This is a genomic window from Chthoniobacter sp., from assembly GCF_040003245.1.
GTDB lineage: Bacteria > Verrucomicrobiota > Verrucomicrobiia > Chthoniobacterales > Chthoniobacteraceae > Chthoniobacter.
Genome location: NZ_JBDUCX010000085.1, coordinates 1 through 24943, shown reverse-complemented (window position 1 = coordinate 24943; position 24943 = coordinate 1). Strand labels below are relative to the sequence as shown.

At 62.7% G+C, this 24943-nt stretch carries 19 protein-coding genes and 1 pseudogene; 10 read left to right on the top strand and 10 right to left on the bottom strand.

What is annotated here, in order from left to right; all coding sequences use genetic code 11:
- Positions 1–88 precede the first annotated feature (88 nt).
- The 7 genes from metG to ABJF10_RS13545 form a co-directional block, all read right to left on the bottom strand.
- The gene (gene metG / locus ABJF10_RS13575; RefSeq protein WP_348545121.1) at positions 89–1711 is read right to left on the bottom strand and encodes a methionine--tRNA ligase; all 1623 of its coding nucleotides are present in this window, start codon (positions 1709–1711) and stop codon (positions 89–91) included.
- Between the two features lie 11 nt (positions 1712–1722).
- Positions 1723–2046, bottom strand: a complete 324-nt coding sequence (locus ABJF10_RS13570; protein WP_348545120.1) for a type II toxin-antitoxin system RelE/ParE family toxin — start codon at positions 2044–2046, stop codon at positions 1723–1725.
- Positions 2022–2222 carry a hypothetical protein gene (locus tag ABJF10_RS13565; RefSeq protein WP_348545119.1) on the bottom strand — a complete coding sequence of 67 codons (201 nt, stop codon included), beginning with the start codon at positions 2220–2222 and terminating at the stop codon, positions 2022–2024. Before ABJF10_RS13565 ends, ABJF10_RS13570 begins: the two co-directional genes overlap by 25 nt.
- A gap of 67 nt (positions 2223–2289) precedes the next feature.
- Positions 2290–2709, bottom strand: coding sequence for a YidB family protein (locus ABJF10_RS13560; protein WP_348545118.1), 420 nt, complete (start codon positions 2707–2709; stop codon positions 2290–2292).
- 155 nt (positions 2710–2864) lie between these two features.
- Entirely contained in the window at positions 2865–3362 is a 498-nt protein-coding gene (locus ABJF10_RS13555) for a YetF domain-containing protein (protein ID WP_348545117.1), read from the bottom strand.
- A gap of 3 nt (positions 3363–3365) precedes the next feature.
- Positions 3366–3701 carry a tetratricopeptide repeat protein gene (locus ABJF10_RS13550; RefSeq protein WP_348545116.1) on the bottom strand — a complete coding sequence of 112 codons (336 nt, stop codon included), beginning with the start codon at positions 3699–3701 and terminating at the stop codon, positions 3366–3368.
- Between the two features lie 75 nt (positions 3702–3776).
- On the bottom strand, positions 3777–5297 hold the full coding sequence (locus ABJF10_RS13545; protein WP_348545115.1) for a peptidyl-prolyl cis-trans isomerase: 1521 nt from the start codon (positions 5295–5297) through the stop codon (positions 3777–3779).
- A gap of 66 nt (positions 5298–5363) precedes the next feature.
- Here ABJF10_RS13545 and ABJF10_RS13540 point away from each other — a divergent pair, with 66 nt between their 5' ends.
- The 9 genes from ABJF10_RS13540 to ABJF10_RS13500 all read left to right on the top strand — a co-directional run bounded on the left by ABJF10_RS13540 (position 5364) and on the right by ABJF10_RS13500 (position 14089).
- Positions 5364–6128, top strand: coding sequence for a hypothetical protein (locus ABJF10_RS13540; protein ID WP_348545114.1), 765 nt, complete (start codon positions 5364–5366; stop codon positions 6126–6128).
- Between the two features lie 34 nt (positions 6129–6162).
- Positions 6163–7080, top strand: coding sequence for a MotA/TolQ/ExbB proton channel family protein (locus ABJF10_RS13535; protein ID WP_348545113.1), 918 nt, complete (start codon positions 6163–6165; stop codon positions 7078–7080).
- A 10-nt stretch (positions 7081–7090) separates the two neighbouring features.
- Positions 7091–7582, top strand: a complete 492-nt coding sequence (locus ABJF10_RS13530; RefSeq protein WP_348545112.1) for a biopolymer transporter ExbD — start codon at positions 7091–7093, stop codon at positions 7580–7582.
- A gap of 44 nt (positions 7583–7626) precedes the next feature.
- Positions 7627–8043 (top strand): biopolymer transporter ExbD, encoded by a 417-nt coding sequence (locus tag ABJF10_RS13525; RefSeq protein WP_348545111.1) that lies wholly within the window; start codon positions 7627–7629, stop codon positions 8041–8043.
- Between the two features lie 35 nt (positions 8044–8078).
- The gene (locus ABJF10_RS13520) at positions 8079–8558 is read left to right on the top strand and encodes a biopolymer transporter ExbD (RefSeq protein WP_348545110.1); all 480 of its coding nucleotides are present in this window, start codon (positions 8079–8081) and stop codon (positions 8556–8558) included.
- Positions 8559–8580: 22 nt separating this feature from the next.
- Entirely contained in the window at positions 8581–8988 is a 408-nt protein-coding gene (locus tag ABJF10_RS13515; RefSeq protein WP_348545109.1) for a biopolymer transporter ExbD, read from the top strand.
- Positions 8989–9221: 233 nt separating this feature from the next.
- The gene (locus ABJF10_RS13510) at positions 9222–11684 is read left to right on the top strand and encodes a serine/threonine-protein kinase (protein WP_348545108.1); all 2463 of its coding nucleotides are present in this window, start codon (positions 9222–9224) and stop codon (positions 11682–11684) included.
- A 19-nt stretch (positions 11685–11703) separates the two neighbouring features.
- The gene (locus ABJF10_RS13505) at positions 11704–12447 is read left to right on the top strand and encodes a sigma-70 family RNA polymerase sigma factor (RefSeq protein ID WP_348545107.1); all 744 of its coding nucleotides are present in this window, start codon (positions 11704–11706) and stop codon (positions 12445–12447) included.
- 67 nt (positions 12448–12514) lie between these two features.
- On the top strand, positions 12515–14089 hold the full coding sequence (locus ABJF10_RS13500) for a sigma 54-interacting transcriptional regulator (protein WP_348545106.1): 1575 nt from the start codon (positions 12515–12517) through the stop codon (positions 14087–14089).
- A 147-nt stretch (positions 14090–14236) separates the two neighbouring features.
- Here ABJF10_RS13500 and pbpC read toward each other — a convergent pair whose 3' ends face one another.
- Together pbpC and ABJF10_RS13490 are read right to left on the bottom strand one after the other, a co-directional pair.
- A complete protein-coding gene (gene pbpC / locus ABJF10_RS13495; protein WP_348545105.1) occupies positions 14237–16573 on the bottom strand; it encodes a penicillin-binding protein 1C in 2337 nt (778 codons plus the stop codon).
- A gap of 30 nt (positions 16574–16603) precedes the next feature.
- Positions 16604–22300: an alpha-2-macroglobulin family protein gene (locus ABJF10_RS13490; RefSeq protein ID WP_348545104.1), complete on the bottom strand. Its 5697-nt coding sequence runs from the start codon at positions 22298–22300 to the stop codon at positions 16604–16606.
- A gap of 185 nt (positions 22301–22485) precedes the next feature.
- Here ABJF10_RS13490 and ABJF10_RS13485 point away from each other — a divergent pair, with 185 nt between their 5' ends.
- Positions 22486–24153, top strand: a complete 1668-nt coding sequence (locus tag ABJF10_RS13485) for an FAD-dependent oxidoreductase (protein ID WP_348545103.1) — start codon at positions 22486–22488, stop codon at positions 24151–24153.
- A gap of 78 nt (positions 24154–24231) precedes the next feature.
- On the opposite strand, the pseudogene ABJF10_RS13480 reads toward ABJF10_RS13485, so the two are convergent.
- A pseudogene (locus ABJF10_RS13480) lies at positions 24232–24943 on the bottom strand (radical SAM protein); the annotation flags it as partial.

The window sequence follows — 24943 nt, the reverse complement described above, 5'->3', positions numbered from 1 at the left end:
GCGATCATCGTTCGTAGAGCGACGGGGTTCTTCGACTCCGTTACACTCCGCTCAGGATGACACGCGAAAGAAAACCGCCAGCGAGGAGCTACGCCGCCGGCGCTTCGATGCGCGGAAACAGCGGCGTGGGTTTGCCGAGTTGATGTCCATCGGGCAGACCGCCCCATTCCGCATCCGCGAGGCGGAAGCGCTCGTCCTTCCCGCTCAATTCCGTCTTCCAGTTGAGCTGATCGAAAATGCCGTGGGCCGCTTTCGGCAGAACAGGTGAGAGCAGGATGGCGACGATGCGCACTGACTCCGCGAGCGTGTAGAGAACCGCGTCGAGTCGCTGGGCTTGAGCGGGATCTTTGGCCAATGCCCACGGTTTTTCCGTATCGACCAATTGATTGCAACCGACAGCGATATTGATCGCGCTATCAATTGCCTGATGAAGGAGGGGCTCACCTGACCCGGCGTCGATCTGTGACAAGTAGCTCGCTTTGCCCTTCTGCACGAATTCGGGGCACGGCGTCTCCGCGTCTCGTCGGTTCAAAATGCCCTCGCGATATTTCGCCGACATATTCAGCGCGCGGTTGAGGAGGTTCCCCAGGCTGTTAGCCAGGTCGGTGTTGAAACGCTGGACGAGGCGCTCCTCGGAGAAATCGCTATCCTTGCCCGTGGCGATGTCGCCGACCAGATAATAGCGGACTGCTTCCGCGCCGTATTTGTCCGCGAGGACATCCGGGTCGATGACGTTGCCCAGGCTCTTGCTCATCTTCGCGCCGGAGATATTCCACCAGCCATGCACGAGCAGCTTCGGGATTTCCTCATCCGCGAAGCCCAGCGCCTTGAGCATGATGGGCCAGTAGACGCCGTGCGCGGGGATCATGATGTCCTTGCCGATGACGTGCACAATGCTGCGCCAGAGGCGGAGAAATTCCTCCGGCGGGCGGGCCGGCGCGGGATCGTAGCCGGGCGCGAAGCTGATGTAGTTCACCAGCGCGTCGAACCAAACAAACGTGACGAATCCGGCGCCAAAACTTTCGGGGAAAGGGATACCCCATTGAAGTCGCGTGGCGGGACGGGAAATACAAAGATCTCCCTCGAGCTTTTCGACGGCGTTGCGCAGTTCGCCGACGCGGAATTCCGGGATGACCAGTGGCTTCCCCGCGGCACTGCGGGCATCGATGAGATTGAGCAACCACTGCTTGTGATTGAGCAGGCGGAAGTAAAAGTTTTCCTCCTCACGAAACTCGACCTCGCCCCACTCGGGCCCGAACTCGCCATCCGGACCGCGCTCTTTGTCCGTCAGGAATTGCTCCTGCCGCACGGAGTAATAGCCGCCCGCGCTTTTCTTGTAGAGCCACTTGCTTTGCCCGTCGGTACCCTTGTCATCCCACAGGCGCTGGAGGATGGCGCGGACGCACTGCTTGTGCTTTTCATCGGTCGTGGCCGCCCAGCCATCGTAGCGCACGTTCAGTTTCTCCCACAGCGCGACAAATTTCGCCGTGATCCCGTCGACGAACTGTTGCGGAGCCACACCTTGTTTCTCCGCAGACTGCTGCACTTTTTGTCCGTGCTGATCGACGCCCGTGAGGAAAAAAACTTCGTCCCCCTTCAATCGATGATAACGCGCCAGCACATCGGCCAGCACCTTTTCATACGCGTGCCCGATATGCGGCGCACCGTTGGTGTAGTCGATCGCGGTGGTGATGAAAAATGTCTCGGCCATGGGGAAGTGGATCAGGGAATCGGCGGGGTGTCGCGGTGGGTGTGCCAGAAGCGGAGAACTTCGGCGACTCCGTTGGTTTCGTCGAGTCGGTAGAGGATGCGATAGCTGTGTTTGAAGGCGACAATTTCGCGAACATCGGGCACATCGACGTCGCGCGGCTTGCGTCCGGTGCGGGCGATCTTCGGGCTGCGGAGCGTCTCAGCCTTGTTCAGCAGGTCGAGAAAGTATTTCGTTCCCCGCCCAGTTTCACCGCGTGAAATCCAGTAATCCCGGATTTCGTAGAGATCGCGTTCCGCTTCGCGGGCAAAGATTACGCGGAACGCTCGGCCTGGCATTGCGAGTCGAAGCGTGCGCGAATTTCATCGGCAGTCAGCACGTCGCCACGCTCCACCGACTGCATCGCTTCCATCAGTCCCCGGTTCAGTCGCGCCCGCTCATAAAGCGCGAGCAACTCCGGAGTGTTGTCGGGCAAATTCTCGACCCACTGATGGATGGTTTGCTTCACAGTCATGCTACGGAACATAGCATGCGCGCCAGCGAGCGCACAGGGCGAATTCTGCCATTGGGAACCCCAACCTTCAGCTCGCCGCGGGCGGCACTCCGCCCCCGCCAAGGAGGCTGGCCAGCATGCTCTGCACCTGGCCTTGCACCGGCACCTGCCCGTTCGGCGTGACGTGGTCGACGAGCTGCGGGAGGACGCGCGCGATGGTCGCGGAAGCCGTGCTGAGGTCGATGCCGTGTTGCTGCGCGAATTGCTGGACGAATTGGTTGCCGAGCACTTGCTGGATCTGGTCCGCACTCACGGGGAGATTCGGGCCGCTGCCCACCCACGACTGGACCAGATGGCCCAAGCCCGCGCTTTCAAATTGCTGGAGCAGCCCACCCAAGCCCTGCCCGGAATTGTGATCCGCGATGAGTGAGCCGGCCAGGTTGGTCAGCATTTGCGTTTTGTCGCCGCCGCCGAGGACGGAACCGAGGAGGGAATCAAAGAGGCCCATAGTTGGAGGAAAGTTGGAAGTGAACCGAGTGTTGGAAGGAACGCTAACGAAACAAAGGCAGTTTCGAGCGCCAGCAGCAGACGGTCAATCCTCCAATCGCTTCCTCCGCGCCTCGGCGCCTCGGCGGTCAACTTCATGCCCGGCTTCAGGGCTCCTCACTCCCGCCCTTTTCGCGTGAGCACTGTGATCCGCCCATTGGTTTCCAGGATCGCCGTGTGGACTTCGCCGATCGTCGCGCAATCGGATTCACGCAAAGCCGCGAGCAGTTCGTGCTGGGTGAGCCCGGCGCGTTCGAGGGCGTGCGGCAGCAGCTTGCCGTTGTGGATCAGGATCTCCGCCTCGCCGTCGACGATCTTTTCGAACTTGCGGCTGCGGCTCGCAAACCAGCCGATGGCGACATCCACGGCCACCAGCGTGCCTGCGAGAATGACACCGGCGGTGATCGAGTTGTCGCCGCCGTTCATGGCGTTTTGCACGGCGTTGCTGATGAGCAGGAAGAGCACGAGATCGAACGGCGTCATCTGCCCGACCTGGCGCTTGCCGGAGACGCGGACGAAGATCAGCACCATGAAATAAACGACCGCCGCGCGCAGGATGAAGTGCCACCACACACCGCCATTGAACGTCCAGAGATTGCCGGCGCTGGCGTCCATGCGTCAGTCCTTCTTCACCTTGCCGCCCCAACTAATGATGCGGGACTTGCCACTGGCGGCCTCGGCTTCCTTGATCATGCCCGCGCGCACGTAAAACATCGAGAGACTCGACCAGGCGAGCTGCTCATTGGGCCGCATCTCCACGGTCTTCAATCCCGCCTCGATGGCCTCGGGAAATCGCCCGAGCTTCATCAGCGCCATGCCGAGAGCATGCCAGCCGTCGAAGAAGTCCGGCTCGAGTTCCGTGCAACGCCGATACTTCTCCACCGCGGCCTCGAGATCGCCCAGGGCAAGGTCGCCATTGGCATCATCGAAAAGCTCTTCCACTTCGGGATTCATCGGCGGAAATATGCTAATCGGAAGTCGGGTGGTTAAAAGCTTCGGTGCTCTCAACCATCAACTCTCCACTATCAACTACCCATGGAAGGTGCTCTGCAATTGCGCCGCGGCGCGACGCAGCTTGAGCCACTGCTGGAAGAGCGCGTAGCGCTGAAAGCCCGAAATCGCCTCGGCCAGTTTGCCCTTTTCCGCCTTCAATTGGTTCTCATCGATCGGGAGGCGCTTGGTGACATACACGATCAGGCTGCCATCCGGCGTCGGCACCACGGTGCTGAGCTGGCCTTCGTTCAACTCCGAGGCGGTCTGCATGATTTCGCCGGAATTCGGCGGCTCCACTTTCGGGTCCTTCTGCGAAAAGGCGGGGAAGTCCTGCGAGGTCACCCCTGCTTCCGCCACGGCGGCGGCAAAGGCTTGGCCGCCCTTCATCGCGGCCTCGATCTTGTTGCGCACATCGGTGGCCTTGAGATTCAGCGCTTCCTGCGCGCGCTCCCGTTTCAGCGTGTCGGTCAGCTCCGCCTTGGCTTCCTCATAAGCGAGCGGGCGCGGCGGCGTCACGTTGGCGAGCTGGAGCACATAGTAACCGCGCGGCGTCTCGATCACATCGCTGTTCGGATCTTGTTGGTTGAGCTTGAAGGCGGCCGCAGCCACCTCGCTGGAGGCTTCCAGTGCTTCCGGCGGCTTGGCGATGGAGAAGTCCGCGGACTCCTGGATCTTCGCGCCGGTCTTCGTGGCGACCTCGTCGAGTTTCGCGTTCTTGTCCGTCATGGCCACGGCGAAATCCTCCGCCTGCTTCTGCAGTTGGGTCAGCTTGTCCGTGCGCGCCTTGCCGTCCAGCGGCTTGTCCGTCGTCGGCAGAATGAACGCCACATACTTCACCTTGCGCAATTCATCGGTCTTCAACGACCCCTTGCGCTCCTCGTAGAGCTTCTTCACGTCTTCCTCGGGCACCTGCGTGGTAGCCAGGAAATCGTCGAGCTTGAAACGCACCACCGCCGCCTCGGTCTTCTGGTTGAGGCGGATGAAGCTCTCGCGGATCTCACCCTCGGAAGGCGCGACGGTCGAGCCGAGCAGCGCCTTCACCTTTTGCAAGCGCAGGGAATCCCCGATCAGTTCGGCGAGGTCATCCGTCGTAAAGCCCAGGTGCGGCAGCACATTCTGCGAAAACAGGGCATACTTCGAGGAGTCATAGACGCCATTGGTTTGAAAGGGAGACAGGGCCTGGGTGGCCTCGAAGATCTCATCCTCGGTCGGCACTACCCCGAGGAGGTCCGCCTCGTGTTTCAGGATGATGCTGTTCCAGGTGAAATTCTCCTTCGCTTCCTGCCGAGTCACCGCCAGCGATTCATACAATTCCGCCATCGTCCGCTTGGACTGGAACATTTCCTCCTGAGCCAGTTGCCGGCAGAGGTCTCCCTTGCGCGCCGCGCGCTGGACCAGGGGCAGTGGGACGGTGCGCCCATAAATGGTGCCGCCCCGGCTGCTGGCGCCTTTGTCCAGGAAATCCGTGTGGCTGTAGAGCCCGGCAAAGGTGATGATCGTGACGAGCGTGACGATGATCATCAAGGGCTGTTGATAGCGGCGGAAAATATTTACCATGATTTGGGGAAGTTTCTTAGTTGCTTTCGGACGGCTGCATTCATAGCTTGCCGCCCCGCAGAGCGCATGAAGCTACGTGCCCCCCTTACAATCCAGCAACTTCTTTTTGCCGTCGGAGCCGCCTTGTTACTGACTTTCGCCGGCCGCGCGCAGGACGTGATCATCACCACGGACAATCAGCAGCGCGCCGTGAAAGTCATCGGCGTCTCCCCGTCCGGCCAGACCCTCGAATTCTTCGTCGGCCAGGGCAAGCTCGGCCTCCCCCTGAGCAGCGTGAAGGAAGTGCGCATGAATCCTCCCGCGGAGTACGTGCAGGGCATCACCGCCTATCAGGCCAAGGATTTTCCCAAGTCGCTCAGCCTCATCCAGGCGGTCGCCGCCAAGTTCAAGGGCATGCCCAATCCCTGGGCCCAGCAAGCCACCTCGATGCTCGGCGAGCTCTATATCGCCACCAACGATCTCCAGAAAGCCGAGACTGCCTACGCGGATTTCAAGCGGCTCTATCCCAATGGCGGGTCGCTGCAATCGGAGGTTGGGCTCTCCCGGTTGGCCGTGGCCAACAAAGATTACGACAAGGCGAAACAAAAACTCGAGCCGATCACCGAGGCGGCGCTAAAGGAAAAAGTCGTCACCCCGGCCAATGCGGTCGCCTATAGCCAGGCCTTCCTGGTCAGCGGCGAGGTCAAGGAGGCGACCGGAAATCTTCCAGGAGCCCTCGAAGATTATTTGCGTACTGTCACTTTATTTTATTATGACCGTGTAGCCGTAGCCTCTGCGCAAGAGCATGCCGATGCTTTACGCGCGGCCCATCCCGATGTCACTGTCCCTTGATTTTCCAAAACTTTATCCACTTTCCCAACGACCTATGATCCACCCCCGACTCCGCCGTTACCTTCCCCTTGCTTCCTGTGTTGCCGTTTTGCTCTTCAGCCGCGCCATTGGCCTGGCCCAGGAAGAGGGAGGCGATGCCAAACCAGCCGGTGGGGAAAGCATTTTTGACACGATCAAGAACGGCGGCCCGCTCATCATGCTCATCTGGTGCGCGATCATCGGCACCTCCATAACGATGGTGACCTTCATCATCCAGAACATCATGTCGCTGCGGAAGAACAAGCTGGCCCCGCCGCCCCTCATCGCCGCCCTCCAGCAGACGATCCTCAACGGCAACTACCAGGAAGCCTGGGAAACCTGCAACGCCAACAAGAACTACCTCGCCAACGTGCTCAAGGCCGGCCTCTCCCGCCTCGGCCGGGGCAAGGAAGCCGTCGAAGACGCCGTCGCCGAGCACGGCCTGCGCGAGGCCACCATGCTCCGCACCCGCAACAGCTATCTTTCCGTCATCGGCGTCGTCAGCCCCATGATCGGGCTGCTCGGCACCGTTATCGGCATGATGGGCGCCTTCCGCGTGCTGGCCGGCAGCGGCATCAGCGATCCGCGCGCCCTTTCCGGCAAGATCGGTGAAGTGCTCCTCGCCACCGCCAGCGGCCTCTTCATCGCCATCCCGGCCTTCGTCTCCTACTACGTCTTCCGCAACGTCTCGCAGATGTGCATCGTCCATGCGGACGACGTGGTGAATTCGCTCCTCATGGACATTCCCTTCGATGAACTCTCGGGCGTGCAAGTCGGCGAAAACTTCAATGCCGGCGTCGACCAGGGCATGAGCGGCGGCGCGCGCAAAGTCTCCATGGCCCTCACCACGGCCTGCCCCATTTGCAATGGCGCGGTCACGCCCGGCGTGAATCCCTGCCCGCATTGCGGCTCCACTCTCGACTGGCAGTCCTGATTTCCGCCCCATGTCCCACCGCGCTTCACACGCGAAAACGCAAAGGGCCCAGACCCGGCTTCCGCCGGAGGAAGACCCGGAGTTTCAGATCGCGCCGATGATCGACATTCTCCTCGTCCTGCTCGTCTTCTTCATGTCGATCAGTTCGACCGAAGTGCTGCAGGTCAACAAGGAGGTGACGCTGGCCGTGGCCAAGGATGCCAAGGAGGCGGAAAAAGACACCAAGGGCCAAACGATCGTCAACGTCATGTGGGCCACGCTCAACAACGCGGGCAGCCTCGAGGTCGACAACCAGAAGTTCGCGCAGCCCGAGCAGATGCTCAATTACCTCGCGACCAAGACCCAGGCGAACCCCGCGATGCGCGTCCTCATTCGCGCCGATCGCAACGTGCGCTACGAGTACCTCAAGCACGTCATGATCACCGCCGGCAAGGCAGGCGTCGGCAAGGTGACCTTCTCCGTGGTCGACAAAGACGCCACCGCTCCCGCCACCGCCCCCTAACCGATGACATTTTCTCCCTCCACGTTTAGCGAAAGGAACACCTCATGGGCGGCTCAGTAAGTTCAGAAGACGGCGACATCGGGTTTCAAATCGCCCCGATGGTCGACGTTGTTTTCGTGCTCATGCTCTTCTTCATGGCCAGCGCCGGTTCGCAGGTCACGGAACGGGAGCTCAACATCAGCCTGCCCAGCGGCGCGCCGGCCAGCAAGGACGCGACGGTCAAGACGCCGATCATTATCGACATCTCGCCCGAGGGCCAGGTCGTGGCCAACAACCAGGCTTTCGGCACGCCGACCGACAAAAATCTCCTCACGCTCCGCGACTGGCTCAAGGCCACCCAGGGCTTCGGCGGCGAAGACCCGGTCATCATCCGGCCCAATGCCGAGACGCGTCACGAGCGCATCATCGACGTGCTCAACGCCTGCGCCGCCGCCGGCATCAAGAATCTCACGTTTTCGTAGTCGCTTTGCGAGGGCGGCGGTGCTAGTCTGCCCTCATGTCTCCCCCGACAAACCGCACGAAAGCGGAGGTCCGTCTTGCGCCCGAGGAAGGGCCGGAATTTCAGATCGCGCCGATGATCGACATCCTCCTCGTGCTGCTGGTCTTCTTCATGTCGATCAGCTCGACCGAAGTGCTGCAGGCCAGCCCGGAAGTGACCTTGCCCGCGGCGCGGAACGGCAACCCGCCGGCCGCTCAGCCCGGAGGCCAGGTGATCGTCAACGTGACGTGGAATACGATCAACAACGTGGGCGGCATCGAGGTCGACAGCCAGCGCTTTGACCGCGCAGAGGAACTCCTCCCCATTCTGAAAATGAAAGTCCAGGCCAACCCGGACTTGCGCGTGCTCATCCGCGCCGATCGCGCCGTGCACTACGACTTTTTAAAGAAGGTCATCGTGGCTGCCGGTCAGGCGGGCATCGGCAAAGTCACTTTTTCCGTGACGGACAAAGACGCCCCGGCCACCACCGTCGAATAGCCACCAACAGAATCCACCACCCATGGCCGCTTCCATACGCTCAGGCGAAGGAGAAATCGGATTTCAAATCGCGCCGATGGTCGACGTGGTTTTTGTGCTCATGCTTTTCTTCCTGGCCTGTGCCGGCGGGCAAATCAAAGAGCGCGAACTGCATGCGCAGTTCCCCGGCCCAGGTGTCCCTTCAGGAACCGCCGGCATCATCATCATCGACATCACCGCCGAGGGTCAGGTCATCGCCAACAATCTTTCCCTCGGCTCCCCCGCGGACAAGCGCATCCCCGCCCTGCGCGATTGGCTCAAGGCCACCCAAGGCTTCCGCGGGAACGATCCCATCTACATCCGGCCTCACCCCGCCACCCGCCACGAGCGCATCATGGATGTGCTCAACGCCTGCCGCGCCGCCGGCATCGAAAAGATCACGTTTTCCTAATGCCTTTGGGATAGGTTGTCGCCGACTGCTGCGGGCGATGGGATGCCATGGAGAAGGAGCATTTTGGGCGGAAAATACGCCAAAATCCGCAACCAAGCCAATGGAGCCAACCAAGCCAATGGAGCCAATGGGACCACCGAGACACCGAGAGTGATTGTCGAGAGAACTGCCGGTTCCGAGTTTTAAATCGGTAGCGCGTGTAACCCAGGCGTCGGCTTTCCTCAGTAAAAGGTATGACCCCTGATCCATCATCGCCTTCCGGTCCCGAGCCATGCCCGAATTGCAGCGCGCCCATACCCGCGCACGCCCCGCAGGGACTCTGCCCAAACTGCCTGTTCGCACGCCTCGCCGCGCAGACCGACGACGGCGCGGGCGCGACGGCGCAGGAGCCTCCCCTGACCCCGGAGGAACTGGCCCCGCACTTTCCTCAACTCGAAATCCTGGAATGCCTCGGCCGCGGCGGCATGGGGGTCGTTTACAAGGCGCGGCAGAAGTCGCTCAATCGTTTCGTCGCACTGAAACTGCTCGCGCCGGAGCGCGTGGAGGATGCGAAATTCGCGCAGCGTTTCACCCACGAGGCCCAGGCGCTCGCGGCGCTCAACCATCCGAACATCGTGACCATTCACGATTTCGGCCAGGCGGGCGGCTTCTACTTCCTGCTCATGGAATTCGTGGATGGCGTGAACCTGCGGCAGGCCATGAAGGCCGGCCGCTTCGCGCCCGAGCAGGCGCTCGCCGTGGTGCCGCCGGTATGCGAGGCGCTGCAGTACGCGCACGAGCACGGCATCGTGCATCGCGACATCAAGCCGGAGAACCTGCTCCTCGACAAGGAGGGCCGGGTGAAGATCGCCGACTTCGGCATCGCGAAGATGCTCGGCGACACCACGGCGGGCGTGAACGTCGCGGAGTCCCAGCCCGCCGGCACACCGCAATACATGGCCCCGGAGCAGAAGGAACATCAGGTCGCCGACCACCGCGCGGACATCTACTCGCTCGGCGTGGTGCTTTACGAGTTGCTCACCGGCGAACTCCCCGCGGACAAGCTCCAGCCACCCTCATCCCGGCCCCGCGGTTTGCAGATCGACGTGCGCCTCGATGAGATCGTCCTGCGTGCGCTGGAGAAGACGCCGGAACTCCGCTATCAGACCGCCGGGGAATTTCGCACGCAGGTGGAGACGATGACTGGCCGCGCGAGCGGGCCACCGGTGCAGCCCCCCGAGGTAACCGAACCCTCGCGTTTCTCGCGCAACGCCATCGTCGGCGCCTGCTGGGTGATCTTCTTCTTCGCCGTGGTCCCGGCATTTATCGCTCACGAAATGGAGACGCATGAATTCTGGCGCCACGGTCCTTTTGCGTCGGTCCTGGTCTGCTTTGTCTGGTTCGTCTTCGTGATTCCGGGGTTCATCGCGCCGCTGGGCGCGACCCTGCTTGGCTGGATCGCCGCCACGCAAATCCGCCGCTCGGCGGGGAAACTGTACGGGCTGTGGCTGGCGGTGTGCGATGGCTTGTTCTTCCCGCTGCTCGTTCTGGATGTGCTGATCTGGGATGTGGCTTCTCGCGCACTCATCCTGTTCTCCAACTGGCAGGCGCACGCTATTAGCCAGCAGGTCAGGCAGTCAGCATCCGACCCCGTCAGAACCTTCGAGCTCATCACCCAGCTTGATGCACATCATTGGTTGCAAGATGTCGAATGGGACTTGTTTCGCTTTGTCGTGCTGGCGGTCGTAGTCGTGGTTGATTGGCTCATCATCCGCGCTGTCTGGCGCGCGGTGAGCGGGTCATCGGTCTTGCCCACACGGAAAAGCGCGTTGGGAAAAAAAGCCTTGGTCGCTGGTATCTTCACCGCGGCCGTCTGCCTGATCATCGCCATCTTCGCTCCCCGCGGTGCGACCCAGGCGACAAATGCCTCCGCCGCGCAGGAAACGTGGTCGCCAGCTCTCACGCCAGGTGCGAAGCCGGACCTGCAGCAAATCCTCTCCGAGGCGCAGGCCCTCGCCGGCAGCGGACGATATGAGGAAGCGTTACAGCGCCATCTCTGGTTTCACTATCACTCCTTGGAATTTGACCCGGCGTTTTCTGGTGTCCGCCTCTCCTTCGCCCTCTCCTATTGGGTCGAACTCGGGAAGCATTATCCCAAAGCGAGATTGGCCCTGATCGAAATCCGCGACGCGGGAGCGCGAGACCTGGGCGCAGGCCACGGCGACTTCGCCCTCTTCCAGGAGTTCGATGCCATCAATGAGAATCTTCAGGAACTCAACGCCACGTACCCCTTGTTCAAGACGATGGCCGCGGTGAACCAGACGCTGGCCCACCAATGCTATCCGCTGGTGGAAGACCGATTGATGCAACGCGGCGAATACGAGGACTGCCTCGCCTATATCGGCGATCCGCAGGCGAGATTCGAGTCCCTCCGCAAGATATGGGAAGTGACGCAAAAGGTTTCGGCCGCGATCCCCGCATCCCAGCAAGACGAACTCCGCAGCCATACCAGACAAAGATTCGTCGCCGACACCTGCCGGCTGATCGAAATCCTCGTCGCGACCCACCGCCAGTCGGAAGCCGAAAAAATCCGCGACCAAGCCGTGGCTACGCTGGATGATGCGCGGTTAAAGTCCGCAGTGGCCGACGCCGAGCAACGGATCCGACGCAAAACGCCGGTGCCCGCTGCCTCTGCACCCGAAGCCCCATCACGATGAACAACCGGGCGACTTTATAATGACCGACGGTGATATCTTCGCTACCACGCGCTGGACACAGGTCGTCGCGGCGCAGGGCGCATCCACCCAGGCAGGCACGGCGCTGGCGGAATTGTGCGCCGCCTATTATGCCCCCGTTCACAGTTACATCGCGCGCACCGCGCAGGACCTCGGCGATGCGCGCGATCTCACGCAGGAGTTTTTCGCGCGCTTGCTCGCCGGGCGCGTGATCGCGGGCGCGGAGCGGGAGAAAGGGCGCTTTCGCGCTTACCTGCTCGGCGCGGTGAAACACTACCTCGCCGACACGCGCGACCGTCGCCGCGCGGCCAAACGCGGCGCGCAGCACGATCATGTGCCGCTGGTTTCCGGCACCGATACATCGCCCGGCCATGAATGCGCCGTCCCGGAATCTCCCGCACCGGATGCTTTCTTTGACCGGCAATGGGGCCTGGCCGTTCTCGATCTCGCGCTTACCGCCCTGGCAGCCGAACACGACCGCCAGGGCAAGGCCGGGCAATTCCAATTGCTGAAACCGTGGCTCACCGGAGATGCTGCCGGCGCGAGTCAGGCCGAAGTGGCCGCGCAACTGGGGTTGAGCGACGGCGCGGTCAAGGTGGCCATCCATCGCCTCCGCAAACGCTTCCGGGATTTGGTCAAGGCAGAGATCGCTCACACGGTCTCCACCGAAGAGGAGGCCCGGGAGGAATTGCGCTATTTCATCGAGGTGGTGAGCCGGTCGGATGACCCACCCCAAGCCGAATAATCGACCCAGCATCCCGTAAATTACGAAACTTCGTGAACCCGATTCCGAACGCACGTAAGATCGTGCCGTGAATCCCGCCCTGTTTCCGAGCGTCATGGTTTCGGTGGCGCAAAATCGCACGCTGCCGGAGCTTTTGCGGGCGATCGTCAATGGGATTGCCCGTTGCAACAACGTGGCCCTGGCCCGGATCTGGTTGGTCGAGCCCGGCGACCTGTGCGCGACCTGCCGTCTGCGGGAAAAGTGTCCCGATCAACGCCGCTGCCTGCACCTCGTGGCCAGCGCCGGCAATGCGCAGGATCCGTCGGTCGACCTCACGGGCATCGATGGTGCCTTTCGCCGGCTGCCGATCGGTTTTGGCAAGGTGAGCCCCGCGGATTCCGGTGAACCGGTGCTGCTGCAAGGGCTGACCGGCGACGAAGAGTGGATCGCCGATCCCCCGTGGTTTCGCCGCGAAGAGGTGCGCACCTTTGCCGGCCAGCCGCTCGTCTTCCAAGGCAAGGCGCTGGGGGTGCTCGCGATTTTTGACCGCGGTGTGCTCACCGACACCGATTTTGCGTGGCTGCGCATCTTCGCCGATCACGCGGCGGTGAGCATCGCCAACGTCAACGCTTACGAGGAGATCGCCTATCTCAAGGAACGGCTCGAGGAGGAAAATATCTATCTGCGCGAGGAAGTGAGCATCGCGCGCGGTTCGGGGGATTTAATCGGCGAGAGCGCGACGCTGCGCAAGGTGCTCCAACAGATCGACCTCGTGGCGAAGACCGATGCCACGGTCTTGATCACCGGCGAGAGCGGCACGGGCAAGGAACTCGTGGCCCGCGCCATCCACGCCGGCAGCACGCGGAAGGACCGCGCGCTCATCAAGGTCAATTGCGGCGCGATTCCGGAACCGCTTTTCGAGAGCGAGTTTTTCGGCCACACCAAGGGCGCTTTCACCGGGGCGATGCGCGACAAGCCCGGGCGCTTCGAGCTCGCCGATGGCGGCACGCTTTTTCTCGATGAGATCGGCGAAGTGCCGCTGGCCATGCAGGCGAAACTGCTCCGCGTGCTGCAGGAGCAGGAAGTCGAGCGGGTGGGCGACACACGTTCGCGCAAGCTCAACGTGCGGATCATCGCCGCGACGAATCGCGATCTCAGCGCGGAAGTGGACGCGGGCCGTTTCCGCCAGGACCTCTTCTACCGGTTGAGCGTCTTTCCCATCCATAATCCGCCGTTGCGCCAGCGCCGCGAAGACATTCCGCAGCTCGCCGATCATTTCATCCGCGAAGCCGCGCGCCGCCTGCATTGCCGCCCGCCGAAGCTCACCGAGGGAGTCGTCCGCCAATTGGTGGCTCACGACTGGCCGGGCAACATCCGCGAATTGCAAAACGCCCTCGAGCGCGCCGTCATCCTCGCCGACGGCGGCCCGCTGCACCTGGACGTATCGCCCTCGCCGACACCCAACCCGGCGCCACCCACCCCCACTCCGCTCCGCACGCGCCACGAGCTCAAGCAACAGGAGCGCGAAGCGATCACCGCCGCCCTCGCCCAAGCCGGCGGCAAAGTTTCCGGTCCCAATGGCGCCGCCGCCTTGCTCGGCATGAGACCGACCACTCTCTATTCCCGCATCACCGCCCTGGGCCTAAAACGCAAACCCGACTAACCGCCAAAAATACCCAGCGCACCCGCCTCGCTCCTTTTCCATCGTCCATTCCCGCGCTTAACGCGGGTGGACGCACGCCGTCGCTCCCCCCACGGCAGCGACGGCGGCTTCTCCTCCGCCGATCATCACCTCGGCGGTTACCACGCTCTACAAAGTCTTCACCCGGATCCATGTCTCCGCCCGCGCGCCCGTCGCCGGGTCGCGCACGCTCAGGCGGTGCACCCCTTCGCGCGCCTCGACATAAGTCCGCCCGTCGCGCTCGCGAAAGTGCAGCGACTCGCTCTCCCACACCGCCAGCGCCGCGCCGCTCGCCTGCACCGGCACCCAGCGGCTCGACGGCAAATCCGGGTCGATGACATACGTCGTCCCCGCCACCGGCGCCTCCAGGCGCAGCGTCGTGTCCTTTGCGTCGCACAGCGCGCGCGTCGCCGCGCCCGTCTCGCCGCTCTCCATCCACGCCCGATACTCCGGGCCGAGCTTCACCCGCCCGTCGGCATCGTAGTCGTCCGCGGATTCCACGGGCGGTAAATTATTTTGCAAAAAACTCTCACGCACCGCATCCGCCCGCGGATGCACCAGGAGCTTCCCCGTCAACGGATGTACCTCGCGCTCAACGATATCCTCCGGAATCGCAAACCACGTCGTCCCAAAGCGCGCGTGCAATTGCGCCATCACCGCGTGCATGATCGGCCCCGCCCCCGTCACCCCCGACACATCGCGCATCGGCGCGCCGTCGAAATTCCCCACCCACACGCCCACCGTGAATTCCGGCGTGTAGCCCATCGCCCAGTTGTCGCGGTAATCGGTGCTCGTCCCCGTCTTGCACGCGACGGGAAAATCGAACCGCAGCGCCGAGTTCGCTCCAAACGCCGGAACCCGTGCGGCATTGTCCGAGAGGATGTCCGCGATGAGCCACGCCGCAGCGCGCGTCTGCGCGGAATGGTCCGCCGCCGACGTGGTTTTCGCGATATCTGGCTCTTTGGCCAGTGCCGGATCGAGCACCACGCGGTACGGCCGCCATTCCCCGAGCCGCGCCAGCGCAGCATAGGCGTTCGTGAGTTCGATCAGCCGGGTCTCGGCGTTCCCAATCGTCAGCCCGAGCCCGTAGAAATCCGCCGGCTGGTCGAGCGTCGTCATACCCCACGCACGCAAGCGCGCTTGGAGCGTCGACGCCCCACCGATGGAACTCAGCACGCGGACCGCCGGGATGTTGAGCGAATTCGCCAGCGCGAGCCGGTAGCGCATCGGCCCATAGCAGCGCTTGTTGTAATTCTCCGGATGATAACCCCCAGTCGAAGTCATGAACACCGCGGGCACATCCGCCACCACGCTCGCCGGCGTCGCGCCGCGCTCCAGCGCGAGCAAGTAAGTGAAAGCCTTGAACGTCGATCCCGCCGAGCGTCGAGCCAGCGCGCCATTCACCTGGCCCGTGCCGGGAGCGAAATAGTTCTCCGATCCCACCAGCGCGATGACCTCGCCGGTGCGGTTGTCGATCACCACCACCGAGCCATTGCGCACGTTCTTCTCGCGCAACTGCGCCAGCCGCGTTTTCACCGTGTCCTCCACGAAACGGTTCAAGTCGAGATCGAGTGTCGTCGCGACCACGGGCGGCGCGCCCGGCGGCAATTCTTGCAGCACGAAATCCACGAAATGCGGCGCGAGGAAGCGCCGCTGCCGCGCCTGAAGCGTCAGCTTTTCCTGCGAAGCCGTGGCGAGCTCATCCGCGGTCAGGAGGCCATCGTCCCGCATCCGTTGCAACACTGTCATTTGCCGGCGCTTCGCTCGCGCGAAGTTCCGGTGCGGATTCATCCGCGTGGGATTCTTCGGCAACCCCGCAAGGAAGGCCGCCTCCGCGTCGCTCAAGTCCGCCAGCGGCTTGCCGAAATAGTAATCCGCCGCCGCCACCACGCCGACGTTCATGTTCCCAAAATCGAGCCGATTCAAATAGGCCGCCAGGATCTCGTCCTTGCTCCACAATTGCTCGAGACGCAACGCCCGCGCCGCCTCCAGCACTTTCGTCGTGAAGGAGCGTGGCCGGGTATCGGAAATCTTCACGAGCTGTTGGGTGATCGTCGATGCCCCCGAGGTCACCCGCCGATGCCGCAGGTTGCCCACCACGGCACGGGCCAGCGCCACGACGTCCACCCCGCGATGCTCGAAGAACCGCTTGTCCTCCGCCGCGAGCATCGCGTGGATCACATTCGGCGGCACCTCGCGCAACTCCACCGCATGCGCGAAACTCTGGTCGGTGCGCGTCTCGCGCAACGGCTTCCCGTAGCGGTCCGTGAATTCCACGCTCTGCGCCGAAGGACGCAGCAGCGCCGGCGGCAACGGCACAAACTTCAACCCCACCCAGCCGAGCGCCACCCCCGCCACCCCGCCCCGCAACCCCCACCACGCGGCCCTTTTCAGGAACCGCGTGGTGCGTGGCCACCGCGCGGATGTTGTCGGCGTCCGTGCTGCGCTGTCTTTATTCGTGTCCATTAGCGTCCATTCGCGGTTGTCTCCCCCGCCTCATTTCAGCGGCAGGCTCGTCAGTTGCGTGGACTCCGTCAGTCCGAACCGCTCGGGATGATACATCTCCTCCACCTTGGACGACGGCGCCGTCGCCGTCCCGACCGAACGCACTCGCGCCAGGTAGCGAATCGTATAATCTCCCGGGAAGATATGGTCGGCGAAGAACAGCGCACGATCCTCGCGCAACTCGGTGTAGTCACTCATCCACGCCCGTCCGATCTTGTCCCCAGCGCGCGTCTCTTGCGACTTGAAGGCCGGATTCAGCGCCTCAAAAATCGCGGGCAGCGGATCATCCACCACCACGAAATTCGCGGGCCGGCGCACCTCCACGTTCAGCGTCACGAGCACGCGATCGCCCACGCGCGGTTCCTTCAAGTCACTCAAGGTTCCGTCGTCCTCCACCTTCGTATAGCTGCGCCGGATCGAATAGCCCTGGTCCTGCTGCGGCTGCACAATGTTGCTCGGGCGCGACTCGACCACCACCTCGGCATAGACCGTCTTTCCACCGGGATTGGCGAGCTGCATCGGTTGCGCCGCCGACTTCTTGTTCAGCGCGAACTCCGCGCTCATCAACGCATGCTCCGAGTTCACGTCGACCGCTTGCGCCTTACCCTGCCAGGTCAACGTGCCCGTCATTTGATTGTCCGGTTTCTCCGCGGTGCGGAAGTAATCGGAGAGCGCGAGCAGCGACCAGCAGTTGCCTTGGGTCGTCATCCAGTGGCCGTTCGAGCGGCGTCCCATCAACTCGGTGACGAGCTTCCCGACGACCGGTGATTCCGGCTGGTGTTTGTTCCAGGCCATCAGCCGCATCGCCGTGTCGCGCGACGACGACCAGAACCAGTCGTCATCGGAATTGCGGATCTCTTGCTGCGGATCGAGCAACGCCGCGACCATCTCCTTCGGTCCATTGCTCTCGAGGATCGCCAGCGCCAGCAGCGCGCGATTCTCCGTGCTCAATTGCTCGCGCTTCTTGAACATCACTTCGTTGTAAGCCGGTTCCGCCTGCCCGGCGACGGCCAGGGTGAAGAGCGCGAGACAGCGATCCGATGGTCCGCCGCTGCGGTAGTGCCTGTCGAAGTTGTCCTGGCCCGCGCCACGCAATTGCTCACTGAGATATTTGCAGAGCCGGTTGAACGCCTCCTCCGGCACCGCGAAGCCCGCGCGCTTGGCCATCGCGAGACCGAATCCCCCGTAGGCGCTGCCCCAGAACAGGGGCTCACTTTCCCCAGGCCAGTAAGACAGCCCGCCGGAACTCGTCTGCATCGAAAGCAGCCGGTCCACCCCGTGCGCCACCGCGTCGGCGATTTGTTCATCGGTCTTTTTCATCGACGGAAACACACCCTGGAAGCCGCGCATGGAGACCCACGGCAACGTGCTCGAAGTCGTCTGCTCCACGCAGCCGTAGGGATAGTGCAACACCTGGTCGAGCGATTCCCGCAGCTCCAGCGCGCGCGAATTCGTCAGGCTCACATGCACCACGCCCGTGCCCTCGAGCAACTCGGGACTCACGCCCGCCAGCAGGTTCGTGTCCTTGCCCTTCGTCTGGGTGAGATGCACCTCGCGCAACAGCGGCACCGGGTAGCCCACGTTGAGCGTCGTCTGCACCGCATCGCGATAAGTTACGCCGCCCCCGCTGAAGTTCGCCGACCATTTCCACACCGCCTGCCCCGGCTGGGCGAAGGTCACGGGAATATCCACGGCCAGCGAGCCGCGCGCGGGCAGCTTCACGTGCTGCGCCGCACTGCCATTGGAAACCGTCGGATCGAAATCGACGTGCACGTCGACTTCGCCATCGTTGTCCGTGAGATTGTGCAATACACCGCGCAAGATCAGCTTGTCGCCGACATTCGCGAAACGCGGCAGCGCCGGCTCGAGCATCACCGGCTTGTTCACCTCGAAGGCCGATTCCGCGCTGCCGAATTGATCGCGCGCTGTCTGCACCACCGCGATCACACGATACCGGGTCAAACTGTCCGGCGCGGTGAACTTCGCGTCCACGCGACCCTCCGCATCCGTCCGCAGATTGCTGCTCCAGAGTGCGCAGGCCACGAAGTTTTTCCGCAGCGCGTCGCTCGCATCTTCACCGCCGCCGCCCACCAGGTATCCCTTGTTGCCGAAGGCACGATCCTCCGGATCTTCCGACATCAGCGTCGGCAGCGTGAGCCCCGTGGTCACCGCCAGCGCACGTTCCTGGTTGAAGAAGGTCAGCGGATCGGGCGTCTCATAACCCATCAGGCTCAGCACACCTTCATCCACCGCATAGAGCGTGATCTCGGCATTCGCCACCGGCTTGCCGGCGAAGTCGAGCACCTGCGCGCCCACCTTCACCTCGTCGCCGGGCCGATGACTCGGCGCGTCCGGCGTCACGTAGACCGTCAGTTTCGCATCGGGCCGCGCCACCTTCAGCTTGCAATAACCCACGCGGTATTCCGGCGCCTTGAATTTCTTCGTGCTGTCCGCCGCCCCGCGCAAAAGCGTCACCGAGACGAATACATTCGGCGCATCGGTTTCCAGCAGTGGCACCTCCACCATCGGCGCGTTGCCCGCGAGATGCACCACGAAGGAGCGCAGCACCTTCTCGCGTTCCACCGTCACCAGCGCCTCACCCTCGATCGGTGTCTTGACCAGCACCTTCGCCGACTGCCCACTCAGGTATTCATCCTTGTCAGACGCGAGCTGGATTTGAAACGGGTTCTTATAGTCCCAGCCTGTCTCGCCCTTGCCATACACATTGATCGAAGTCGTGCTGATCACCTCGCGCCCCTCGGCGTCCTTGCTGACTGCCTCGAGCAGATACAGCCCCGGCTTGCCCACGTTCACCGAGGCGATCTGCTCATCTGGCGACACCGTCCATCCATTGCCCCGCTTGACCAGCGCATGCGTTTTGATCGTCGTTTGCGACACGAGTTCGAAATGCGCCTGGTTGCGATACTCCGAAGCGTCTCCCGCCGTCTCCACGCGGGTCGTGTCCCAATCTACGCGCGTCAACCGCAAGTGCGCCTCCACCGGCTCGGGCGTCGGCGTGCCATCGGTGCGCACCGCAATCACATCCACCGGCAATGGGTCACCCTCGTGGATCACGTCGCGCAGGTGCCGGATGCCGAGATAGAAATCCGAACTGTGGATCGTGAAATCCGACGACTGCGAAACCGTCTGCTCATCTACATCCGTGATCTCGCACAGCAGATGCGCGAGCCGCGGCTGTGGCGCCTTTTCATTCAGCGGAATCGTCGATTCCACCGTGGCCTTGCCCGTGGCATCGAGGTCCAGCTTGCCCTGGTCGGAAAAATGCGAGACGCGATCGAGTTTCTCGTTCAAGTCGTAGTCGCGAATGGCATCGCAAAAATCGAACGCCGCAAATCCCGCGGGCTGGAAGCCATTGTCGCTCGCATCGAGTGACCACGTGAGCTTCGCTTGGGAAAGCGATTTGCCCATATAATACTGCGCGGTGATGGGCAGCGAAATCTCCGCCTGCCCGACGGTCGCCGGCGCGGTCGGGATCTTGATTTCAAACGCATTGGGTGTGTACTCCTGCACTTCGAAGGAATGCACTCCGATCGCTTTCGCGTCGGCGCCGTCTTCGGCCATCACCAGTTCCACGCTGTAGGTGCCCAGCCCGCTTGTCGGCAGCTTGACGTCCACGGAAAGCGAACCCACATCGGAAATCCCCAGCGTCTGGTTCAGGATGCGCCGGTCGCGCGCATCGGTCACGCGCAAGGTCGCCTTGGCCCCCGCCGGCACGTGCGGGTGATCCCCCCGCCAGTCGCGCACGATACCCTTCAGGTGCACCGTGTCGCCCGGCTTGTAAACCGGCCGCTCGGTGAACAGCAGTGCCTGCCGCGTGTCGGCCGCGCCACCCTCTTCGTCTTCCTCGAAACCCCCTTCGCGGATGCCGAGCTGCCGCAACGAGAGGTCTTCCGAGTGATTGTGAAAATCGACCAGGTGCGTGTCCTTGCCGTTCGCCGCGACCAGCCATTCGGAATCCGTCTTCGTCGACACCCGGGCCACCCCCGCCGCATCCGTGATCGCTTCATTGGTGATTTCGTTCTCCTTGTTGAAGACGCGCACTTCCGCGCCCTCCACCGCCTTGCCCGTGGCCAGGGAAAAGACATGCGCGAAAGTCTCGCCCTTCGATTCTTTCCACACCATCCCCAAGTCGGTCACTTGCACGAGCGTCTGCACGCCGGGGCGCGCATTGGCCTTGGCCGGCTTGCCGATCTGCTCCGCGGTGAGCAACACGACTCCCGTCTTCCCTGCGCCGAGGATCTCGTTCCAGTCGAGGGCGATCTGCTTCTGTTCATCTTCGCCGGCGTTCACCTCGTATTCGTGCTGCCACACCATCTGGTTCGGAATGCCATCGAGGTCTACTTTGTCGTAAGGCTCTTCGCGATTGTAACGGCGACGGTCCCGCTCGGGATCCTCGTAGGCCCGGTAAGCCGCCAGCGCCTGCGGTGCCGCGTCCGCGGCAAACACTCGCGCAGTCACGCGAATCTTCGTCACATTCACCGCCAGCAAATGAAACTGCCGGCTGCCCGTGCTGAGCTGGTGCGTCGCGAATTCCTCGAAATAAAGCCGCGCCGGAATTTTGTCGAAGACCACCGTGTCGCGAAATTCCCTGGCCAGCACGAACGGCTCCGCCGAGGGCATCCCCGGTGCGACGATCACCTGGTATTCTTTCCCCAGCTCAAAGCCGCCCGTGAACGAAATCTCCCGTCCCTCGACCTTCGCCTGCAGGTTGGCCGGAGCTGGTTCCACTTTCACCCAGCGCGAGATGTTTTTGTCAGTCACTTCTTTCGGCAAGCTCTTGGTCAGCGCAATTTCGATATGGCGGTCGCCGCCGATCACGTTGGAGGGAGTGGCCTGCTGGACCTCGAAGGGCCGCACCACACCGATGGTAATCTCCTCCGCTTCGGCCAAGTGCAGGTTGGCTTCCGTCGACGGCAACCCCGCCTGCACCACCAACCGCCAGTCTCCGGGAGGCAAGGAGTGCGCTGGGGCAATCCATAGATGATTGGCGCCTGCGCCCGTGCCGCGTGCCTCGAGCCCGCTCACCGCCGCCTTTTCATAAAAGCGCTCCGTCCACGTCTTCACCGAGTGATCCTTGGTCCGCCACATGGGGAAATACCGGTCCGGATGGCTCCCCGCGCCCGCTTTCTCCACCTTGGCCGGGATCGTGTTGTGGTCGCCGCTTTCAAAGCGAATGAATGCCGCCGCGGCCTTTGGATCCACATCGGCATTGAAGAGCAGGGAAAAGCGCGGCTCGGCCGGCGCGTCGTTCCGGTTCAGATAGCTCGGTGAATTCCATCCCCCGAGACGCATCGGCGGCGCCGTCAGGATCTCGCGGAACTCCGCCTCCACCGCTGTGCCATCGAGCTGCTTCAGGCCGGGCGCCAGCGTCACCACATAGGTGGTGCCCAGCGCATAGGGCTCCTCCGGCTTGAACGTGCCGCTCCGCTGGCTCAACCACACGAAACTGCCCTTCACCGCCGGCGTGATCACGATCGGCGGTGAATCCGCCGTCGTCCCAATCTTGTCAATCGGCACGAGGTTGTCCTCAAAGCGGACTTCGAGGGTGGTGGTGGGTTGCAGGAGCCGCTCGGCGAAGAGACGGACGGTAGTCGGGCCCGCCAGGGCCGGAGTGGCAAGGAGTGCCGCAGCAGCCGCGAGAGCGGCCAGAGAGAAGCGCAATTTCATAAGAGTTTAGGGCGTGATGGCAATACGGCCCCTCCCACCTCCTCCTTTCACAAATCCGCAGAAATTTTTCGCGTGCACGGCCACCGCCGTTGGAAGACACGAAGTGCCCCCCGAATAGAGAGGGCATTTACAGCTCAGTTATGAAATCATCTCCCCGCCTCGTTCGTTGACCTCGCCAACTACCCATGAGCAATCCCAAAAAGCGTGTCCTGATCCTCGGTGGTGGTTTCGGGGGCGTGTATGTCGCGGTGCATCTGCAAAAGCTGCTGACGTCCAAGGAGATGGAAGAGATCGAGATCGTGCTGGTGAGCCGGGAGAACTACATGGTCTTCCAGCCGTTGCTCCCGGAAGTCATTTCGGGTTCCGTGGAGTTGAACCATGTGATCACCCCAATCCGTCGCATGGCGCCCAAGGCCTGTCTCCACACCCGCGAAGTCGAGTCGATCGATCCGGGCAATCGCACGGTGACGCTGAGTCCGGGCCTCGATCGCCTGCCCTTGGCGCTGAAGTACGATCACCTCGTCATCGCGATGGGCACGCAGTTGGACTACTCCAAGATCCCCGGCATGCGGGAGCACGCGCATCCCTTCAAGTACCTGGGTGATGCGCTGTATCTGCGCAATCAGCTTGTCCACGTGCTCGAGGCCGCCGAGGTGGAGCCCGATCCGGAATTGCGGCGGCGGCTGCTGACCTTCGTCGTTGCGGGTGGCGGTTTCTCCGGCGTGGAGTGCATCGCGGAGATGAATGACTTTTTGCGCGAAGCGATCCGGGCCTACCACACCATTTCGGAGAGTGACCTTCGCATTGTTTTGCTCCAGCGCGGGGACCGCATCCTGCCGGAACTCACGGAATCGCTGGCCGCGTTTGCGCACAAGCTGCTGGTCAAGCGCGGCGTCGAAATTCGGATCGGGGCCAGCTTGAAGGCTGTAAGTGCGGATACCGCGGTGATCGAGGACAAGAAGACGGGCACCGAGGAATCGATTTGCACGCGGACGACGATCGCCACCATTCCCGCCGGGCCGCATGCGCTGATCGCGTCCCTGCCCTTCAAGCAGGACAAAGGGCGCATCGTGGTGGACCAACACACCGAGGTGGTCGATAGCCCCGGCGTGTGGGCGCTCGGCGATTGCGCCGCGATCCCGCAGGTGGATGGGCAGACGTCTCCACCGACCGCACAACACGCCCTCCGCCAGGCGCGGACCTGCGCGGAGAACATCGTCGCGTCGTTTCGCCAGCAGCCGAAGAAGATCTTCAAGTTCACCGGCCTCGGCAAACTGGGATCGCTGGGCCGTCGCTCCGCCGTGGCGGAGGTCTTCGGCATCAAGCTCAAGGGGCTGATCGCCTGGCTCTTTTGGCGCGGGGTTTACGTCACCAAATTTCCCGGGCTCGATGGGCAGTTGCGCTTGATCGCCGATTGGATCCTCGATGTGTTTTTGCCGCGCGACATCACGCAATTGCAACTCTTTCACGAAGAAGCCGTGCACCGCGAACACTTCGAGGCCGGCGAGACGGTGTTCGCCACGGGCGATTTCGGGGACAAAGTGTACTTCATCGTGAAAGGCGAAGCGACGGTCGAGCGCGAGGGTGCGATCATGGCCGAATTGAAGAACGGCGATGTCTTCGGCGAAGTGGCGCTGATTTCCAATCACCCGCGGGGCGCGACGGTGCGGGCCACGACGGCGGTGGATGTGGTGGTCGTCTCGCGCGAGGCGTTCAAGGAATTGCTGGGCTGTCTGCCGGGCATGAACGAGACGATGCAGGAAATCATGCGAGTGCGTTTGGGGCGCACGCTGGATCTGCTCGATGAGATGCACAATCCGGCGGTGCCGGGTCAGGATGTAGCGAAGATGTAGGGTGACGGCATGGGGGCGCTGTCGCTTCGTGCCGGGCGCGGCCTGTTTGGTGTATTTCGTGGACCAAACCCGAAAGCCTCAGCGCTTCGCCAGCTCAGGCTCCGCCTGAGGGGCGCCCGCGGCGATGAGTTCGCGCGTCTTGCGCTGCACGGTACTGTCGTGGTCGGCCTGGGTGTAGGCGTTGAAATCGTTGAACCAGTACTTCTTCGCCCAGCGATACATCCAATGTTGCTCGGGGATTTCCTCGCCGGGGAGCCACTGGGAAAAGCGCGGAGTCATGCCTTCGAGCTCGGCCATGGCGGTGCCGCGCATGGTGGTGTCGCGGGCACCGTGCTTGACGACGAGATCCTTGACCAGGTCCGGCCGCTCGAGGACGACGCAGCCACGCGTGTGCTGCGCGCTGAGGTCGCGGAAGTCGCGCAGGAATTCCGAGTCGCGCATGGTGGCGTAGATGCCGCGCGGGTCGCGGATATTCTCGGTGGCAAATTGGATGATCGGACAGGGCTCGATGTCGCCGCGCGGATTGACGTGATGGCTGATGCCGGTACTCATCGGGCAGAGCGCCTTGCCTTCGCCGTCGTAGTAGGCGTCGATGATCGCGATGGGCACGCGGGCTCGCATTTCCACGACGAAACGACGCACGCGCACGAGTTGCTCCGGGGTGAGCGCGAGCTGCGGGTTCATCTTCGGGCCGACCGGGCGATAGGTGTGGAACCACGCGTAATGGACGCCGCGTGAGATCAGCTCGCGCAGCCACGACTCGGTGCAGAGGTCGTCGATATTCGTCTGG

Bases quoted from the DNA above. Each gene is read 5' to 3' on its own strand.
- metG (WP_348545121.1), bottom strand. From the start codon at position 1,711: ATGGCCGAGACATTTTTCATCACCACCGCGATCGACTACACCAACGGT.
- ABJF10_RS13570 (WP_348545120.1), bottom strand. From the start codon at position 2,046: ATGCCAGGCCGAGCGTTCCGCGTAATCTTTGCCCGCGAAGCGGAACGC.
- ABJF10_RS13565 (WP_348545119.1), bottom strand. From the start codon at position 2,222: ATGACTGTGAAGCAAACCATCCATCAGTGGGTCGAGAATTTGCCCGAC.
- ABJF10_RS13560 (WP_348545118.1), bottom strand. From the start codon at position 2,709: ATGGGCCTCTTTGATTCCCTCCTCGGTTCCGTCCTCGGCGGCGGCGAC.
- ABJF10_RS13555 (WP_348545117.1), bottom strand. From the start codon at position 3,362: ATGGACGCCAGCGCCGGCAATCTCTGGACGTTCAATGGCGGTGTGTGG.
- ABJF10_RS13550 (WP_348545116.1), bottom strand. From the start codon at position 3,701: ATGAATCCCGAAGTGGAAGAGCTTTTCGATGATGCCAATGGCGACCTT.
- ABJF10_RS13545 (WP_348545115.1), bottom strand. From the start codon at position 5,297: ATGGTAAATATTTTCCGCCGCTATCAACAGCCCTTGATGATCATCGTC.
- ABJF10_RS13540 (WP_348545114.1), top strand. From the start codon at position 5,364: ATGAAGCTACGTGCCCCCCTTACAATCCAGCAACTTCTTTTTGCCGTC.
- ABJF10_RS13535 (WP_348545113.1), top strand. From the start codon at position 6,163: ATGATCCACCCCCGACTCCGCCGTTACCTTCCCCTTGCTTCCTGTGTT.
- ABJF10_RS13530 (WP_348545112.1), top strand. From the start codon at position 7,091: ATGTCCCACCGCGCTTCACACGCGAAAACGCAAAGGGCCCAGACCCGG.
- ABJF10_RS13525 (WP_348545111.1), top strand. From the start codon at position 7,627: ATGGGCGGCTCAGTAAGTTCAGAAGACGGCGACATCGGGTTTCAAATC.
- ABJF10_RS13520 (WP_348545110.1), top strand. From the start codon at position 8,079: ATGTCTCCCCCGACAAACCGCACGAAAGCGGAGGTCCGTCTTGCGCCC.
- ABJF10_RS13515 (WP_348545109.1), top strand. From the start codon at position 8,581: ATGGCCGCTTCCATACGCTCAGGCGAAGGAGAAATCGGATTTCAAATC.
- ABJF10_RS13510 (WP_348545108.1), top strand. From the start codon at position 9,222: ATGACCCCTGATCCATCATCGCCTTCCGGTCCCGAGCCATGCCCGAAT.
- ABJF10_RS13505 (WP_348545107.1), top strand. From the start codon at position 11,704: ATGACCGACGGTGATATCTTCGCTACCACGCGCTGGACACAGGTCGTC.
- pbpC (WP_348545105.1), bottom strand. From the start codon at position 16,573: ATGGACACGAATAAAGACAGCGCAGCACGGACGCCGACAACATCCGCG.
- ABJF10_RS13490 (WP_348545104.1), bottom strand. From the start codon at position 22,300: ATGAAATTGCGCTTCTCTCTGGCCGCTCTCGCGGCTGCTGCGGCACTC.
- ABJF10_RS13485 (WP_348545103.1), top strand. From the start codon at position 22,486: ATGAGCAATCCCAAAAAGCGTGTCCTGATCCTCGGTGGTGGTTTCGGG.